We start from the raw sequence: 18,987 nt of genomic DNA, 5'->3' as shown, positions 1-18,987 counted from the left end.
GTGTTTAGTCATCTCAAAATAAGTTACAAGAACTTCAGGGAGTAATAAATGGGCTACAGCAAATAAAGCGTCTGAGGACATAGAATTTTTTAAAGCAAAGTTGTCTCAAATTTAGATACCCCACAACTTTTTGTGTTGAGCCGGATCAAATGCAAAAGGGATCAAATGCAAAAGTTGTGGGATTTTAAGGTATATACATCTTATAAAAGTCCATGCCGAGTTATATGTTTAATCGATGTATCATAGGAAACTCTTTTCATTAGCGTTTGAAAGAACAAAACTATACTAATTTAGAATTATATAAAGACCACACATTGAGAAACTTCCCTTGTAGGGGATGCTTTATTTCAAAAGTATCATAGCGATAGCAGCGCGTAATCTATCATCGTTCCCAGAATTCTTTGCCCTAGAACAGATGGGTTGTTATTTTTAGTTATAATATTTGCTAACATGATGTTTTAAAAAGCAAGTGAGTATTCTTAAAGTAGTGGAGATATACTAAATATGGATGAAGCAAATGAGTAATTTATTAAAACGAAAAACAATACATATTTTCATTTAAAACAATTTATCGTCTTTGCATGATATGACTTTCGCAAGTTTTTATGCAAACAATGAAGATCTTATTAAGTGAGATTCATTACAGTATATATTTTCAATACTAAAAAGTTAAAATTTTAAGATATTATTAGCAGTAGAAGATTAGTAGGTATGCCGATTTATTCAGATATTAAGGTGCTTTAATGCTGAGTGTTTCGCAACGCTCAAAACCACAATCAAAACGTATACTCTTATGAAAAGACGAAATTTTGTCCAACTAGCCGGATTGGGTGCTGGGGCAATGATGATGCCTTCGCTGTTAATGGGAAATAATATCCCAACAGAGGCACTCCTAGAACCAGGAATGGACGTACTAATAAAGAAACAAATGGCAGATGTTGCTCTTAACACAGCCAAAAGTTTAGGCGCTTCCTATGCAGATGCCAGAATAGGCAGATATCTCAATCAATTTGTACGCACTAGGGAAGATAAAGTGCAAGGTGTTGTCAATACAGAATCTTTTGGGATAGGTGTACGTGTCATCGCAAATGGGACTTGGGGTTTTGCATCAACCAATGATGTGACACCAGACGGTATTAAAAAAGCAACAGAGCAAGCCGTTGCGATTGCAAAGGCAAATTCAAAATTTCAAACAGAACCTGTGATACTAGCACCAGTACCGGCTTTTGGAGAGGTCTCTTGGAAAACACCTATCAAAAAAGACTTTAAAGAGGTGCCCGTATCAGAAAAGGTAGACCTGCTTCTTACGGCAAATGCTGCTGCACAAGCTAACGGAGCAAACTTTGTAAACTCCGCTCTATTTATGGTAAATGAGCAAAAGTATTTTGCTTCTACAGATGGGTCGTACGTAGACCAAGACATACACCGCATCTGGCCTACCTTTGGAGTGACCGCTGTGGGTGGAGGGAAGTTCAAGACACGTCAAGCGATGAGTGCTCCTATGGGAATGGGATATGAGTATCTAGATGGTCTCGATTCAGAGAAATTAGAAGGTCCAGAAGGTCTTAGACTCTATAGAAATAGCTATGACATGGCAGAAGATGCCACATTAGCGGCAAAGCAAGCCAAGCAAATGCTGACAGCTAAGTCGGTAGATGCGGGTAAATATGATCTTGTGCTAGAACCTAATCACTTAGGTCTTACCATACACGAATCTGTTGGACACCCTACGGAGCTGGATCGAGTACTTGGGTACGAGGCCAATTATGCAGGAACCAGTTTTGCAACCCTTGATAAATGGAAATCAAAAAGCTTTAAATATGGTAGTGATATCGTAAACATTGTGGCAGACAAAACACAGCCCAACTCATTAGGAGCGGTAGGCTGGGATGATGAAGGCGTAAAGACTAAGAAGTGGGATATCATCCGTAATGGAATCCTTGTAAATTATCAAGCCATTCGTGATCAAGTTAAAATTATTGATCAAAATGAATCCCAAGGCTGTTGCTATGCACAAAGTTGGAACGATGTCCAGTTCCAACGTATGCCTAATGTTTCTCTAGAAGCAGGGAAAGAGCCGTATTCTATAAACGATATGATTAAAGATGTAGAGAAAGGTATCTACATCGCTGGAAGAGGTTCTTATTCCATCGATCAACAGCGTTATAACTTCCAGTTTGGAGGGACGATGTATTTTGAAATCAAGGATGGTAAAATTGCAGGAATGCTTAATGATGTAGCCTATCAGTCTAATACACAGGAATTTTGGAATTCTTGCGCAAAAATATGCGACAAGAATGACTATCGTTTATTTGGATCCTTCTTTGATGGGAAAGGGCAACCTTCTCAGGTAAGTGCCGTATCTCATGGTAGTTCTACTTCAAGATTTAATGATATCAATGTAATTAATACCGGGCGTTCGGTATAAGTCTAACTTTTAAAAAAATAAATAATGGCAATATTTTCAAAAGAAGAGGCTAGAAAGATCTTAGAAAAAGCATTAAGCTTTTCTACAGCCGATGCCTGTGTCGTAAACCTAAGCGGAAGCCAAGGGGGTAATATACGTTATGCACGTAACTCAGTTTCTACAGCAGGGTACCAGTCTAACCAAAATCTGGCGGTGACATCAAGTTTTGGTAAAAAATCAGGAACGGCAACTATAGACGAGCTTGATGATGAATCCCTAAAGAAAGTAGTACAGCGAGCAGAAGAGCTTGCAAAACTGTCTCCCGAGAATCCAGAATATATGGAACCGCTAGGGCCTCAAGTATATGACGAATCTAAAACCTTTATAGAAGCGACCGCAAATATAACTCCAGAGTATAGAGCAGAAGTAGCTAATAGCAGTATTACACCTGCAAAAGCAAACGATGTGACCGCAGCAGGATTTTTAGATGATGGTCAAGGCTTTAGTGCGATGATGAACTCTAATGGTCTTTTTGCATATAACAAGTCTACAGATGCGAGTTTTACCGTAACGATGCGTACTAATGATGGTACAGGATCAGGATGGGTCACTCGTGACTATAATGATATTTCAAAATTTGATGCCTCAGAGGCATCAAAAGTGGCGATTGATAAAGCCGTACTCTCTCGAGAAGCAAAAGCAATCGAACCAGGGAAGTATACGGTCATCCTTGAACCTTCTGCTGGTTTAGGATTACTACAAGGCCTCGGTAGATCCATTGATGCACGCTCTGCAGATGAAGGGCGTAGCTTTATGTCAAAAGAAGGAGGAGGAACAAAACTAGGAGAGAAAATTGTAGATGAGCGTGTAAACCTTTGGTCAGATCCCCTTAATGAGGAAGTTCCTGCCCCCACTTGGAATGGGGAAGGACAACCGCTCAAGAAAACCTCTTGGATTGAAAACGGAGTGGTGAAAAACCTCGCTTACGGAAGGTATTGGGCTAAAGAAAAGGGAGTAGAACCTGTTCCCTTCCCAAGTAATTTCATCATGGGTGGCGGCACTGCATCTTTAGAAGATTTAATCAAAGGCACCAAGAAAGGAATACTCGTGACACGTTTGTGGTATATACGTTCCGTAGACCCTCAAACTTTATTATACACGGGACTTACCCGAGATGGAACCTTCTATATCGAGAATGGTAAAATCAAGTATCCAGTGAAGAATTTCCGTTTTAACGAGAGTCCTATTATTATGCTTAATAACTTAGAAACCCTCGGAAAACAAGTACGTGTAGATGGAAGTCTGATCCCCTATATGAAGATACGCGACTTTACATTTACCAGTCTTTCAGATGCAGTATAAAATAAATTAAATTTTAAAGAACTGGTTACTGCTAATGTAGTAGCCAGTTTTTATTTTAAGTTCGCTTTCGCGAAAATTGAAACCGAACAAAACAACGCTTTCTTAAAATTAAGAGATCAAACCTTAAACGATTGCTAAAACAGAATGCCTAATAAATTTTTCTTCACGCGCTTACAATATGAATCCGGAGACTGGGATACAGACCAACGTATGCCGTCTAATTTACTGAACTCATTGGTAGAGTATACGACGCTAGAAGTAGATACGCAGGAGAATATTATCACCCTTGCGAGTGAAGACATTTTTAAAAGTCCCTTTTGTTATATCTCAGGACATAAGCTCGTACAATTTACCCAAAAGGAAAGAGAGAATTTTAAAAAGTATGTTGAGAATGGAGGCTTTGTCTTTGCAGACGATTGCAACCACGATATCGATGGCTTGTTTGCTAAATCGTTTGAACGACAGATGGAAGATATTTTTGGACTCGATAGCTTAAAAAAAATTCCTAATGACCACGAGATTTATAAGGTCTTTTTCGAATTTGAAGATGGCCCACCAACCACTAGTCAAGAACTCAACGGTTGGGGCGATGACTTGGTACACGAATACCTAAAAGCGATTGAAATCAATGGTCGTATCGGTGTGTTGTATAGCAATAAAGATTACGGATGTGAGTGGGATTATGACTTTAGAAATAAGCGTTGGTATAAAATAGACAACACCCGTTTTGGAGTAAATATTGTCATGTATGCGCTTACGAGTTGATAGTTGAGTGTTATAACTTCGAAGTGGAATGGTTTGTATTTTGCTTTCGCGAAAGCGTATAATGAACAAATCAATTAGGATTTGAACGAAGGGATCAAACAAGATCACTTGAGTAGAAATTTCAAAACAATATGAATAAAGACTTAGTAGCCTTAGAAAAAGAAGTAAACACGCTCACAGGAAAATTGACAGACCTCAAAAAGGAGATTGCAAAAGTCATTATTGGTCAGGAGGAAACGGTCGAGCAGTTGCTCATTACCTTTCTAGCAGGAGGGCACGCATTGTTAGAAGGCGTTCCGGGGCTTGCCAAAACCTTAATGATTAGAACGCTAGCCCAAGCGATTGATCTTGATTTTAAACGCATCCAGTTTACGCCAGATTTAATGCCGTCGGATATTGTGGGAACCGAAATTCTAGAAGAAGACCACACAACGGGCAAAAAGAGTTTTGAGTTTAAGAAGGGTCCCATTTTTGCCAATATCATCCTCGCCGATGAAATCAATCGTACACCCCCAAAAACTCAGGCTGCTTTACTAGAGGCGATGCAAGAATTTGAGGTGACGTATTCAGGCAATACTTATACATTAGAGCGGCCTTTCTTTATCCTAGCCACTCAAAACCCGATAGAACAATCGGGTACGTTTCCGTTACCAGAAGCACAACAAGATCGCTTTTTATTTTATATAAAAATTGGGTATCCTACCGCAGCAGAGGAAACACATATTTTAAAGAGTACGACAGGTACTAAAAAAGAGAAAATTCAACCCATACTTTCAGGCCAAGAGATTTTACGTCTGCAAGCGCTAGTGAGAGAAGTGCCTATTAGTGATCAGCTAGTCGAGTTTGTGAGCAATCTCGTTCGAGCGACACGTCCAGAAACCACGACCAATGACTATGTAAAACAATGGGTCGGTTGGGGTGCAGGGCCTAGAGCTGGGCAAGCCATGATTCTCACGGCAAAAGCAAGAGCCCTTGCCCAAGGAAGAATTGCGGTCACTTTAGAAGATATACAACACGTCGCTCTTCCCGTATTACGTCATCGGGTGATTGTCAACTTTAAAGCAGAAGCAGAAGGAATCACCTCAGATAGAGTGACGAGCAAGCTTCTAGAACAAATTAATTTCTAAACCAGATACCAAACTCGTGAAAGACGATTATCAAGCCTTACTCAAACCCGAAGTAATCAACAGTGTCTCTGGACTCGCGTTGATTTCTCGCGTGATAGTAGACGGATATTTGTCTGGATTGAATCGAAGTAGAAGGGTAGGAGCGGGTCTCGAGTTTAGTCAGTACAGAGGCTATGAGCCTGGAGACGATTTGCGTTTGCTCGATTGGAAGATGCTCGCTCGTTCTGGGCGCTATTACATCAAGCAGTCAGAAATTGATACGCATATTACCGTCAAATTTATCATTGATACCAGCGCTTCAATGTTACATAAAGAAGGAGAACTTTCAAAAATGGAATATGCCCAAGTCTTAGTGGCAAGTCTGGCACACCTAGCGCATCGGCAAGGGGATGCTGTGGGATTACACACGATTAATGATGAGAAAGTAGAGATCTTGCAACCGGCAACGAGCAAGTCTCATTTTAATCGCTTTTTGTATCAACTCTTGAAGTTAAATACCCAAGGGAAGTGGCCCACCCAGCTAGTCGGAGAAAAACTACATCATCGCAGTCATCGGGAACTGTTGTTTTTTATTTCCGATTTGTATGAGAATGAAGAAGAAATTACCAAAACGATCACGAGTCTTAAAACCTCGCGTAATGAGGTAGTTGTGTTGCATCTCTTAGGAGAGCGGGAACGAACGTTTGATTATAAAGGGCAGGTTATTTTTGAAGATCTTGAGACAGGCTCAAAAATTAAAGTCAATACGAAAGAAGCCAAGGCATTATACTTAGAAGGATTGGAGGCTTCTTTGCGAGAGATGAAGGAAGGATTGCTCTCTAGTGATATTACCTATCACTTATTTAGCTTGGACAATCATATAGGAGAAGCTTTGCAATTATTTTTAAAAAAACGCTTAAAAATCAGCTGATATGACTTTTCTACAACCATCATATCTCTGGGGATTATTGGCACTTGCCATACCCATCGCCATTCACTTTTGGAGCCGTAAAAAAGTGCAAACGATCAAAGTAGGAAGTACTCAGTTTATCACTCAAACCAAATCCAAACAAAGTAAAAGTATCCAAATCAATGAGTGGTGGCTATTGTTGTTAAGATGCCTAATTATTGCGCTACTTGTCGGGATTCTGGCAGCCCCTCAAATAACGACGACAGTACCACGGCAAGATGTTGCTTATGTCTTTGAGCCTTCTTTGCTGGCGACCGCAGAAGGACGAGCACGCTTTGAACAAATCCCTCAAGAAGGCAGATACCTCTTCACAGAAGGTTTTCCAGAATGGGAGGAGGATAGCCCTGTAGAAGAAGGAATTCCTCACTATTGGCAACTTGCCAGAGAGATGGAACAATTAGCAGCAGATAATGTAGTGGTGTTTACATACGCTTTCGCGAAAGCGGTCAAAGGAAAACGCCCTACTGTTCATAAGAACATCACTTGGATTACAGTAGACACTGAAAAAACGGTTTCAGAACCTGTTTGGACACGCGTTAAAAAAGATAGTGTTGAGGTCGTAGCGGTATACAGTGATGCGACCACTTTATCGTTTTCTAAAACCACCATCGCTGAAAATGAAATCAGACGGAATGCTTCTCAAGATAGTCTTGAAGTCAACACAGAAAACGGGGTCGCTCAAATTCCGTTATATCCTGAAAAAAAGGTCAAAGTAGTGATGATGGTTGATGATGGTCTTGAGACCCAAAGTATCTTTGTAGAGTTGGGAATTAAAGCAATTGCAAGCTATACCCAAACGGATATCATCATAGAAAAGAGTGCTCCATCTGCAGAAAAGGCATTTGCTGAAAGTGATTATATTGTTTGGCTGAGTGATGCTGTGATGCCTGAGACTACTGCAAAAACCTTGCGGTATCGTCAAGATATTTTAGCGCATCGTTTGATTGAACCGGGTACTTCCCGTACTGATTTTATATTAACCAAAGAACTCAATACAAAAGTGGTGCTTGAAGAAGATTGGATGGGACATTTATTACGCTGGCTTACGCTAGATAAAGACGTTTTTGGTCAAGTACAAAAAGAAGATCTACGTACGATATCGAGTGAGCAATTACAAACCAAAGTGGCTCTGAACACTAAAACGATACCGAAAATCGCCGCTGCGGACTTTTCTGGTTGGCTGTGGATGGTTTTACTATTTTTAATGGTGGGCGAACGTATTGTCGCAAGCATACGAAAACAATAATGGAAGGGGCCAAACTCATACAACAATATACCAAGCACTGGCAATTATTGCGAGCCTTGGAAGCTATGCTATATGGTATAGGCGCTGGCGTCTGTATAGGCTTGATAACACAGAGTATGCTATGGGGAATACTTCTTTTATGTGTGGTAGCTGCGATGGCGCTTTTCGTGATTCGACCTTGGCAACTATCAAATGAAAAGAGCAGTCGGTATATAGATGATCATCTCAACACTGCGGAGTATAGTAGCAGTTTGTTGCTTACGACACCCACTGGATTATCAGGGCTTGCGCAGCTACAAAGAGAAAAAGTAACCACCCGTCTTACTTTAGAAATAAAGCATGTCAAGCCTCAAACGGGACTTAAAAAAGCCATGCTCACCGCAGGAGTTCTTTCTTTCATCGGTATGTTGGTTTCTGTAGTATATACGATGGGAATCGCATCAAATATGCCAAATGCTGAAGAGGAGCCATTGATGGTTTTTCAAACAACCGATTCTGTAGCGCCTGTCTATGAATCTCCCGTATTATTGAATCAAAAGGTGACTATTGCATATCCTGCTTATACTCAGATTCCTACCAAATCAAGCAGTGATTTGAATGTTAAAGTAATGGAAGGTACTCGGCTCTCTTGGAAGCTAGGCTTTAATCAGCCGTTGCGTGAGGTGCGTCTGGAAGGTATGGGAGAGAAAGACGTGACGATGACTTCTCAAAAAAGTGGAAAGCAAAATGAGTATGTTACACAATCCATCGTGCCGCAGGCCTCGGGCTATTATAATTTTAGATTTGCAGACAGCTTGGGTGCCCAATATGTATCTGACTTGTATACTGTAGAGGTCATTGAAGATAAGGCTCCTACCGTAGAAATCACAGACATCCCTCAGTTTTCATCTTTTGATTTTGAAGATGATAAAGTACTTAACTTTACGGCAGGAATTACAGATGATTTTGGCATAAAAACAGCTTTTATTATTGCGACGGTGAGTAAGGGGTCTGGAGAATCTGTGAAGTTTAGAGAAGAGAAACTTGCCTTTGACCAAAAGCTGGTACAAGGCTCAAAAAAGGCGCGTCTCTCAAAAAATATACGCTTAGATCAACTAAAAATGGAGATGGGCGATGAACTTTATTTTTATGTTGAAGTACAAGATCAAAAGACACCTAAAGCGAATAGTACGCGTAGTGAAACTTTTTTTGCAGTGATTAAGGATACGATACGTGATGGCTTTGGAGTAGAGGGAACGATGGGCGCAGACTTGATGCCTGATTATTTTAGGAGTCAGAGACAATTGATTATTGATACCGAGAAACTCATTTCAGAAAGAAATCAAATCCCACTTCAAGAATTTAAATCGCGAAGTAATGAGTTAGGCTTTGACCAGAAAGCCTTACGCTTAAAATATGGAAAGTTTATGGGAGATGAGGCCGACTCAGGTATTGCCGTGACACCAGACATAGAAGAAGCAGATTTTGACCCCGACGACCCTACGGCAAGCTACCGCCCTGACCACGATAGTGAAAATGAACACAACCTTGTTGAAGAACATCACGACGAGCATGAGCACGATGACAAGGAGGGCGAGGAAGATGAATCTGGTTTTGAGGAATATATGCACAAACACGATAATCCAGAGGAGTCCACCTTATTTACCGCCTCTTTAAGGGGGAAATTAAGGGATGCAATGGCCCAGATGTGGGATGCAGAGTTGTACTTACGACTGGCCGAGCCTGATAAGTCTTTGCCCTATCAATATAAAGCGCTCAAGCTTATTCAAGAGATTAAAAACAGTGCGCGTATTTATGTACATCGTATTGGTTTTGACCCACCACCCATAAAGGAAGAAAAACGACTTTCTGGCGACCTCGATGAGATTGACGATTTTTATAAGCAACAGGATATGAATTATGAAATTTCGTATGGCGCGATGCGAGAGAGTGTGGCTATTCTTGAAGAACGACTTGCGCAAGGTGCTAGTATTACGGCTGCCGATCGAGCGGTTTTTGCACAAGCAGGAAAAGAACTTGCCGCCCTTGCTATAGAAGAACCTTCCAAATATCTTAAGAGCTTACAAGAGTTATCCTGGCTCACCGAAGAGAAACCACAAGCGACTGTGATACTGCAAAGTGTACGACAAGGTTTATTGCGAGTACTCCCCGCAGTAGATACTGACCCTGTGGTGAGGTATCAATACAGAGGAGCCTTGGAAAAAGCATTCATTCAAGAACTCAAAGCTAGTGATCGATAAGGACATCTTCTTACTGGAAAACTTGTGGCTACCCGTACTGCTAGGTGTCGTCGTGCTATGGGGCGTCTTTTTATGGAAAGAATATCGCTCAGGAAGTAAAAAGTGGTGGTTCCTAAAAGCGCTCATAGGCTTGATAGCGGTAATAATGCTAGCACTAATGGTTCTCAGACCTTTGGTTTGGGAGAATCAAGTCAAGGGAGTAGGGGCAATCCTGACGCAAAATTATAGCGAGCGTCAGCTGGACAGTTTGAAACGACTGCGCAAAAATCTACATCTTATAGCGTATGAGATGGATGGTTTGGATCAAAAACAAATGGATAGTATTACCACCGCCTATATTCTTGGTGATGGGATGGCACCTTATGATTTTTGGCAATTGGATAATGTTAAAGCAACCTATCTACCTGGGAACGTATTAGGTGGTATCAAACGCTTACAGTATGACTCCAAGGTGACGTTGGGGGATTCTCTAATCGTACGTGGTTTATACGAGAAACCATTAAAAGGAACCCAAATCGTTTTGGAAGACTCAGGTGGAAATGGACTCGACTCCTTAGCGATTGCAAAGGAAGAGGAACTAATATTTGAAGTGGGTTCAACCCCAAAAATAGCTGGTACTTTTGTTTATACGTTGATTACCAAGGATTCTTTGGGAGAAGTAGTAACGAGAGACCCTTTGCCTGTACAAGTAAACCCGAGTCGAGTTTTAAAAGTGGTTATTCTCAATAGATTTCCCACTTTTGAGACCAAGTATTTAAAAAACTTTTTGGCAGAAAATGGACACCAAGTATTGGTACGTAGTCAGATGACCAAAGACACATACAAGTTCGAAAATTTTAATCGGCCTCAAGCGACTTTGTATAACCTTACCACTGATAATCTAGCAGACTTTGACTTGGTGATCCTTGATGGGGGCTCGTATGCAAATCTTTCTTCTAGTTCTCGACGAGCGTTGCAAGCTGCTGTGGAAACTCAAGGTCTCGGGGTTTTTATACAACTGGATGAGTCGACTCTGAGGGGTAGGGAGGTATTTGGTTTTCGCTTTAAGCGAAATGAAGAAAAAGAAATTCGTTTGCCACAATGGCCGAAGGTGAACGTCTCTGTTGGACCTGTTCTTTTTGCCGAAAATGCTAGACTACAACCTATTCTAGAAGCAGAGAATACGTTGCTGAGTGCCTATGAGCAAAGAGGATTTGGCCGGGTGAGTACGTCTATGATTGTGGAGTCGTATCCGCTAGTTTTAAAGGGGAATCTGGAGCAATATGCCTATATATGGTCTCGTATCTTAAGTGCCGTGAGTCAGAAAGATATTCCCATCGTTCGATGGGAGACGGAAGATGATATGGCTACTCCTGATGTGCCTTTTCATTTTTCATTACGTACTTCTATGTCTCAACCTACCGTAATCAATGCACTTGGTCAACCTGTTGCGCTCCAGCAAAATGTATCCTTGCCAGATGAATGGTCAGGCATCGTATATCCTCAAGAGCCTGGGTGGGAAACACTTAAACTCGCAGAAGATACGACGGCTGTTTTACGTTATTACGTGGCTACTTCAACGAGTTGGCAAGGGGTGAAGGCCTATGATTGGCGTCAACAAAATAGACTTCATTTTCAAGATAGCAAGGCTTCTGCTGAAATGACAAAAGTGCAACGTCTTGTCTCGCGTCTTTGGTTTTTTATCGTGTTTGTATTCGCAATGGGTTTGTTATGGTTGCTTCCTAGATTGGAAGGGAACTAATACTAAATGAACATTAAAATAAGCCTTATAATTAGTTTTTATGGCACTTATATTTCACAGTAAAATAAAACCGTAGCTAAGGCTATGCTCTTCTATCTCCATGATCATTTTACAATAATGTTTCCCATTTATGGGATATATCACAAAATAAGATAGTTGCAAATAGTCTTTGAAAACTAGAATTTAAATTAGAAGCTAAGTTGTTTTATCAGCTTTACTTTTAATGTTTTATAGCCTGATCGATTTAATCTTTTGATAAGATTTACTTCTTGGGTAAGAATTTCATTGATCTCACTATGCATATATTTATTATCAGATTCGTGTTTCCAACGAGAGATATTAGGACTTGGAATCAGAGCTATTTCTTCTCTAGTGAGAATATCTTGTAAAAGTCCGTGACGAGTAATATGTTTAATCGATGTATCGTAGGAAACTCTTTTCATTCTATAGTGTTTGAAAGAACAAAACTATGATAATTTAGAATTATACAAAGACCACACTTTGAGTAACTTCCCTTATACGGGATGCTTTATTTCAAAAGTGTGGTAGAGATTGCAGGGCAATAAATTAAAAGAGAAATTTTTCAGGAATAACGATCAGTGAGTTGTTTTATTAATGAAAGCCAATAATGTTAACCAGAAAAGAATGACTAAAATGTTAGAACTGATTTCTTGATTTTTGAAAAACAATACCTAATTGCCATGGATGAAACATAAAGTAAACATCAAGATACAGATGTCACTAAAAAGAAACATCCGCTAAAGCTAAAATGTACCTACTAGTTTTTTAAATATACAAGTAATTTTTGGTTACTTAAGAACTACTCCAACATCCCCCAATGTTGGAGTAGTTTTTATGTACAACTTTAACTTTTTTAATTCATTTATTTCCTAGCCTCACTAAACTTCTCCCGAATCTTATCCAAACACAAATTTCCCATACTTCCTATATGCGTATGCTCCTTTGCATCTGCGGGGGTGTAGGTACCTGACTGCACTTGAGCGCCTACTTTCTGATAGGCATCTCTAAAGGAATCTCCGTTGATGACCAGCGTATTGATACTGTCTACGGTATACAAATAATGGTACTTTTCATCACTAAGATCAATGTCTAAGATCTTGATTTGTTTGATAGCATATTCAAAAATGGTGAGGATCTCTATCACGTCTTCAAAAGCAGTAATGCTATGTTCTTTTAGTAACTGAAAATCTCTATGGTATCCGCTTGGGAGATTATTGGTGATTAAGAGCATTTCGGTATGCAATGCTTGAATTTTATTACACTTCCCTCTAATGAGTTCAAAGACATCTGGATTTTTTTTGTGAGGCATAATACTACTCCCAGTAGTGAGTGCATCTGGAAAGGAAATAAAACCAAAATTCTGACTCATATACAAGCAAATATCCATGGAGAATCTTGCGAGGGTATTACACAATCCTCCCAAAGCACTGGCGATGATACGTTCATTTTTCCCTCTGCTTAATTGGGCGGCAACTACATTGTATTTAAGAGTTGTAAATCCTAATTCTGTGGTGGTAAAATCTCGGTCAATCGGAAACGAACTCCCATATCCTGCCGCCGACCCCAACGGATTCTGATCAACGGTTTTTAATGCGGCCTGAAGCATATATACATCATCTATCAATAGCTCTGCATACGCAGAAAACCATAAGCCAAAAGAAGAAGGCATCGCCACTTGTAAATGTGTGTAGCCTGGTATTATGGTTTTTTTATGAGTTTCAGCAAGTTCTAAAAGGGTGTTGAATAAGCTTTCGGTTTTTGATAGTACATGCTGTAAATGATCCTTATAAAACAAGTGTAATGCCACCAGTACTTGATCATTTCTTGAACGTGCGGTATGGATTTTCTTACCGACCTCTCCATATTTTTTGGTGAGTTCATATTCAATCTTAGAATGTACATCCTCAAATTGAGGCTCTATGACAAAGGTTTCTTCTACGATTTGTAGTGCTATTTCTTTCAATCCTTTCTCAAGTTGTTGTAATTCTTTGGAGGTAATGATGCCAACAGAAGTTAGCATTTTTGCATGCGCCAAAGACGCTTGCACATCATATATAGCAATGTGCAAGTCGATTTCCCTATCATTTCCTACCGTAAATTTTTCTATTCGTTGGTCTATCGTAACCCCTTTATCCCAAAGTTTCATACTGTTGTTTTTTAAAATGTTGTATACGCTTTCGCGAAAGCGGACTTAGCAACCATCCCTTTCTACTATGTATCATTTGTGATCTTTACTAATTTTCTAATGCTTGTATATACGCCGTTAGCAATTAGTATATATTCTATTGTCTATTAGCGCAGCGATCTTGTCTCTTTTTTATCGTGTATCACTATTTATATAATAACTTGTTTTAATAGTTCAGTGTATATGCGAATTCCTTCCTCAATTTCTGAGAGATAAATAAATTCGTTTGCGGTGTGCGAGCGGGTGCTGTCCCCAGGCCCTAATTTTAAAGAAGGGCAAGACAACACGGCTTGGTCAGATAGCGTAGGAGAGCCGTAGGTTTTTCTTCCCAAGGCAACACCCGCTTTTACGAGTGCGTGATCAGGAGGAATAGACGAGGAGTTTAATTTTATACCTCGTGGTGTGATGCTCGTACACGGACTTTCGGCTTCTAAAATATCACAGATTTCTTGATTGGTATAGGCGTCATTTACACGGACATCTATGACTAATGAAACCTCTGCCGGTACCGCATTGTGTTGTATCCCCGCATTGATTTGTGTAACTGTCATTTTCACATCCCCTAAGACCTCTGACGTCTTTTTGAATTGATAGTTCTGAAACCATTCGAGCACAGGAATCGTATTATAAATGGCGTTATCAGTATTAGGATGTGCGGCGTGACTAGGCGTGCCTTTTACGATCGCGTCAAAAACAACCAATCCTTTTTCGGCAATGGCAAGTTGCATCAAGGTAGGTTCGCCTACAATGGCAACCTCTATTTTTGGAAGGATGTCTAAGATACTATGTAACCCATGTGGTCCGCTATTCTCTTCTTCCGCCGAAGCGACAAATACCAAATTGTATTGTAAGTCTTCTTGATGGTAATAATAGGTAAACGTAGCCAGCAGAGAAACTAAAGCACCTCCTGCATCATTACTGCCTAACCCGTATAATTTTCCATCTTCCACAATAGCTTTAAAAGGGTCTTTTGTATATCCTTTATTGGGTTTTACGGTGTCATGGTGTGAGTTGAGTAAAAGGCTAGGTTTGCTTTCGCGAAAGCTTTTATTAGTCGCCCAAATATTATGATTCACTCTTTGATACGGAATGTTATAGGTTGTAAACCATGCTATAATAAGTGCGGAAGTAGTGTCTTCTTCTCCTGAAAATGAAGGGGTCTCAATTAATTTTTTGAGCAATTGAATGGCGGCTGTTGTGAGGTTTTCTATAGTCATGAGTCTTGTATGAGGGTGTGAGGAATTGTGGTGTCAAATACCATATCTGGTAAGCCTATATGTACTTGACTTACAAGGTTTTTAATAGCATAAAAACTGTTGTCTAGCTTCGGAATCATCCCGTGGGTGATGATTCCTTGATCAATGAGTGATTTGTAGTTTTGTGTTGTTATATTTTTTATAACGGATTGTTCATCATCTATAGATGTAAGGACTCCTTTTTTTTCAAAACAGTAATATAATTCGACTTGATAGTTCTTTGAAAAAGCGATAGCCAACGCTGAAGCAATTGTATCTGCATTGGTGTTGAGTAGTTGTCCTTGCGCGTCATGGGTGATGGCACAAAAAACAGGCGTTATGTTGTTATTGATGAGAAGACTCAGCGTCTCTGGATGTACTTTCTTAATATCTCCTACAAATCCGTAATCTATTTCTTTAATAGGTCTTTTTACAGAAACAATCGTATTTCCGTCAGCTCCAGAAAAGCCAATGGCATTGCATTGATATGCTTGTAGCTGAGCCACAATATTTTTGTTTATTTTACCCGCATAGGTCATGGTGATGATATCTAAAGTTGCAGTATCTGTAATACGTCTTCCTTCTTTTATTTGGACTTTAATGTTCATTTTTTTAGCCAATGATGTAGCTAGTTTCCCACCTCCATGAACTAGGATTTTAGGGCCTTTAAGGCGTGCAAACTTTTCTAGAAATGCATACATTTCTTTCTCAATATCAATGATATTACCTCCTATTTTTATGACCTTGAGTGTTTCCATACTATAGGTTTTCTAATATTTTTTTTAATACTACTTGCGCTGCAAAAGTTCTATTGCCTGCTTGTTGTATGACGGCGGAGTTGTCACTATCTAATACAGCATCTTCTATCACCATGTTTCTGCGGACAGGAAGGCAGTGCATACAAGTAGCATTGCCTATCTTTTCTTGAGTAATCATCCAATCGGGATTTTGGTCTAAGACCTGTCCATAGTTGTCATAACTACTCCAGTTTTTTACGTACACAAAGTCAGCGTCTTTTAAGGCTTCTTCTTGATCATAAGAAATAGGGGTGTTCTTTGTGATGTTAGGATCTAGTGCATACCCTTCGGGATGCGTAATCGAAAAGTCTACGTCTATAGATTGCATCATTTTTATAAATGAATTTGCAACAGCATGTGGCAACGCTTTAGGATGTGGTGCCCAAGATAAAACGACTTTGGGCTTTTTTTTGTTTGTGAGTTCTGATATCGTAATAGCGTCTGTAAGTGCTTGTAAGGGATGTGCGGTGGCACTTTCCATATTAATGATAGGCACGGAGGCATATTTTGTAAAGTTGTTTAAGATATATTCGGACTCATCTTCTTCTTTATTTTTCAAACTTGGAAAAGCTCTTACAGCAATCACATCTGTATATTGCGAAATGACTTGAGCGGCTTCTTTTATATGTTCGGCGCTGTCTAGATTCATGATGGTGCCGTCTTTAAATTCCAGATTCCACGCATTATTAATATCTAGAATCATCACGTCCATCCCTAAATTTTTAGCTGCTTTTTCAGTACTCAATCTCGTACGCAAACTGGAATTAAAAAAGAGCATGACCAGTGTCTTGTGTTTTCCTAGATGTTCGTATTGGAAAGGATTTGCTTTTAAGGCAATCGCTTCCTGAATAATTTTGGGGATGTTTTCTATATCGTGTATGTCTGTGTACTTTTTCATCTGTTTGAATTTTGTAACGATCTGAATAGTAATTTAATAATGCCAATGGGTGTTAGTTATTGTCTGCTAAATATCTTTTATGACTCTTATAATTCTTGGTGTAAAGCATCCATAAAATGATCAATATGTTTTTTCTGAATTGTCAGTGGAGGAAGGATTCTTAATAAGTTTGGGTTTTTAGAACTTCCTGTAAATATGTGATGTTGATAAATAAGTGTTTTACGTAAGGCAGCAATAGGAAAATCAAATTCCAATCCTAGCATGAGTCCACGGCCTTTGATGGTTTTTAGTTTTGGAAGTGTTTGTGCTTTTTCAACAAAATAGGCAGACATCTCACATGCGTGTTGCATAAGACCTTCCTTTTGTAGTATTTCTAATACAGCAAGTGTAGCGGCACATGCTAAGTGGTTACCTCCAAACGTAGTCCCTAACATTCCGTAAGAGGGCTTTAAATCTGGATGAATTAAAATCCCGCCAACAGGAAATCCGTTCCCCATTCCTTTTGCCATCGAAATAATATCAGGCATGATTCCGTGTTTCTGAAAAGCGAAAAAATCTCCAGTTCTTCCAAAACCAGATTGTACCTCGTCTGCAATGAATAAGGTGTTGTATTTTTTACAGATTTTCGCGACAGCGGTATAAAACGCCGTAGGCATTTCATCAAGACCACCTACCCCTTGAATATGTTCGATAATAACCGCACAGGTTTTTCCCTCTTTTAAAATGTCTTCTACCTTCTCAATATCTCCTAATGCCACAAAATCTACTTCTTGTTGTGCATTGATGGGAGCAATGATGTTAGGATTGTCTGTGGCTGCCACCGCCGCAGAAGTTCGCCCGTGAAAAGAATTTTTAAAGGCAAGCACTTTCTTTTTTCCAGTGTAAAAGGAAGCTAGTTTTAGCGCATTTTCATTGGCTTCAGCACCAGAATTACAAAAAAATAATTGATAGTTTGAACACTTAGAGAGCTTACCTAGCTTCGTTGCTAACTCATGTTGTAGCGGATTCTGAATCGCATTGCTATAAAACCCGATCTTCTGTAATTGCTCACTGATACGTTGGACGTAATGAGGATGCGAATGCCCAATAGAAATAACGGCGTGACCTCCGTATAAATCTAGGTATTCAACCTCATTGGTGTCGTACACGAATACGTCTTTCGCGAAAGCGGGAGTCATATCAAATAGGGGATACACATCAAATAAACTCATAATTGCTCCTTTTTTATGGTGTTGATTTTATGAAATGACGCTACAATTCCTTGAATGAGTGAAGAGCTTAATCCTTTGTGTTCCATCTCGTTGAGACCTTCTATGGTACAACCTTTTGGCGTAGTCACTCTATCGATTTCCTGCTCTGGATGTTGTTTGTTTTGAATGAGTAGACTCGCGGCACCCTCACAAGTATACATCGCAAGTTGTTGGGCTTCTTTGGCGTCAAATCCTAATTGAATAGCACCTTGTGTCGTAGCGCGTATGAGTCGCATCCAAAACGCAATTCCACTAGCACAAATCACGGTAGCGGCTTGCATTTGAGCTTCTGGAATCTGTAAGGTGTGTCCTAGGTTGTTAAAAATAGTCTCAGCCATATCAATGCGTTTTGCCCCGTGAGCATTGCTACAAAGGCACGTCATCGATTTACCCACAGCAATGGCCGTATTGGGCATGGCTCTCACTACAGACTTGTCTTCGCCAACTATTTGCTCGATATTGGCAATAGAAACGCCTGTGACGGTAGAGATGATAATATGTTTTTTGGTGAGTAAAGGTTGAATCTCCTTCAAAACTCCTTCCAGATGCGCTGGTTGTACTGCAAAGATTAAAACATCAGTATGTTGCGCCGCTTCCAAATTATCTTTTGTTAAGACGACATTCTTGTAGTCTTCAAATTCTTTGAGTTTTGTGAGGTTTCTTTTGGTAAGGTACAGGCTCTTGAGTGCTTGATTGGTAACCAATCCTTTTGCGATAGACTTCCCTAAATTCCCTGTTCCTATGATAGCTATTTTCATACGTTT

At 39.8% G+C, this 18,987-nt stretch carries 15 protein-coding genes; 8 read left to right on the top strand and 7 right to left on the bottom strand.

All coding sequences use genetic code 11. The annotated features are described in order from the left end of the window. Positions 1–793 precede the first annotated feature (793 nt). From Q0505_RS07105 to Q0505_RS07070, 8 genes are all read left to right on the top strand, one after another. Entirely contained in the window at positions 794–2,428 is a 1,635-nt protein-coding gene (locus Q0505_RS07105) for a TldD/PmbA family protein (protein WP_299210609.1), read from the top strand. Between the two features lie 24 nt (positions 2,429–2,452). Next, on the top strand, positions 2,453–3,769 hold the full coding sequence (locus Q0505_RS07100; protein WP_299210607.1) for a TldD/PmbA family protein: 1,317 nt from the start codon (positions 2,453–2,455) through the stop codon (positions 3,767–3,769). Positions 3,770–3,913: 144 nt separating this feature from the next. Further along, positions 3,914–4,534, top strand: coding sequence for a DUF4159 domain-containing protein (locus tag Q0505_RS07095; RefSeq protein WP_299210605.1), 621 nt, complete (start codon positions 3,914–3,916; stop codon positions 4,532–4,534). Between the two features lie 131 nt (positions 4,535–4,665). After that, positions 4,666–5,661 carry a MoxR family ATPase gene (locus tag Q0505_RS07090; RefSeq protein ID WP_299210603.1) on the top strand — a complete coding sequence of 332 codons (996 nt, stop codon included), beginning with the start codon at positions 4,666–4,668 and terminating at the stop codon, positions 5,659–5,661. 16 nt (positions 5,662–5,677) lie between these two features. Then, positions 5,678–6,571, top strand: a complete 894-nt coding sequence (locus Q0505_RS07085; RefSeq protein WP_299210600.1) for a DUF58 domain-containing protein — start codon at positions 5,678–5,680, stop codon at positions 6,569–6,571. A 1-nt stretch (position 6,572) separates the two neighbouring features. Beyond that, positions 6,573–7,856 (top strand): BatA domain-containing protein, encoded by a 1,284-nt coding sequence (locus Q0505_RS07080; RefSeq protein WP_299210598.1) that lies wholly within the window; start codon positions 6,573–6,575, stop codon positions 7,854–7,856. Then, positions 7,856–10,096 (top strand): tryptophan-rich sensory protein, encoded by a 2,241-nt coding sequence (locus Q0505_RS07075; protein ID WP_299210596.1) that lies wholly within the window; start codon positions 7,856–7,858, stop codon positions 10,094–10,096. The genes Q0505_RS07080 and Q0505_RS07075 overlap by 1 nt, the downstream gene beginning before the upstream one ends. Then, positions 10,086–11,837, top strand: coding sequence for a hypothetical protein (locus Q0505_RS07070; RefSeq protein ID WP_299210594.1), 1,752 nt, complete (start codon positions 10,086–10,088; stop codon positions 11,835–11,837). Before Q0505_RS07075 ends, Q0505_RS07070 begins: the two co-directional genes overlap by 11 nt. Positions 11,838–12,025: 188 nt before the next feature. On the opposite strand, the gene Q0505_RS07065 is transcribed toward Q0505_RS07070, so the two are convergent. From Q0505_RS07065 to proC, 7 genes are all read right to left on the bottom strand, one after another. Continuing rightward, the gene (locus tag Q0505_RS07065) at positions 12,026–12,280 is read right to left on the bottom strand and encodes a hypothetical protein (protein ID WP_299210592.1); all 255 of its coding nucleotides are present in this window, start codon (positions 12,278–12,280) and stop codon (positions 12,026–12,028) included. 440 nt (positions 12,281–12,720) lie between these two features. Beyond that, a complete protein-coding gene (gene argH / locus Q0505_RS07060; protein WP_299210590.1) occupies positions 12,721–14,004 on the bottom strand; it encodes an argininosuccinate lyase in 1,284 nt (427 codons plus the stop codon). A gap of 188 nt (positions 14,005–14,192) precedes the next feature. Then, positions 14,193–15,260 (bottom strand): M20 family metallo-hydrolase, encoded by a 1,068-nt coding sequence (locus Q0505_RS07055; RefSeq protein WP_299210588.1) that lies wholly within the window; start codon positions 15,258–15,260, stop codon positions 14,193–14,195. Continuing rightward, positions 15,257–16,036: an acetylglutamate kinase gene (gene argB, locus Q0505_RS07050; RefSeq protein ID WP_299210586.1), complete on the bottom strand. Its 780-nt coding sequence runs from the start codon at positions 16,034–16,036 to the stop codon at positions 15,257–15,259. The genes Q0505_RS07055 and argB overlap by 4 nt, the downstream gene beginning before the upstream one ends. A gap of 1 nt (position 16,037) precedes the next feature. Further along, positions 16,038–16,973 carry an acetylornithine carbamoyltransferase gene (locus Q0505_RS07045; RefSeq protein WP_299210584.1) on the bottom strand — a complete coding sequence of 312 codons (936 nt, stop codon included), beginning with the start codon at positions 16,971–16,973 and terminating at the stop codon, positions 16,038–16,040. 86 nt (positions 16,974–17,059) lie between these two features. Then, positions 17,060–18,184: an aminotransferase class III-fold pyridoxal phosphate-dependent enzyme gene (locus Q0505_RS07040; RefSeq protein WP_299210582.1), complete on the bottom strand. Its 1,125-nt coding sequence runs from the start codon at positions 18,182–18,184 to the stop codon at positions 17,060–17,062. Beyond that, on the bottom strand, positions 18,181–18,981 hold the full coding sequence (proC, locus tag Q0505_RS07035; RefSeq protein ID WP_299210580.1) for a pyrroline-5-carboxylate reductase: 801 nt from the start codon (positions 18,979–18,981) through the stop codon (positions 18,181–18,183). The genes Q0505_RS07040 and proC overlap by 4 nt, the downstream gene beginning before the upstream one ends. Between the last annotated feature and the right edge of the window lie 6 nt (positions 18,982–18,987).

This window comes from uncultured Dokdonia sp. (genome assembly GCF_937910895.1).
Lineage (GTDB): Bacteria > Bacteroidota > Bacteroidia > Flavobacteriales > Flavobacteriaceae > Dokdonia.
This window is presented reverse-complemented; position numbering and strand designations above follow the sequence as displayed.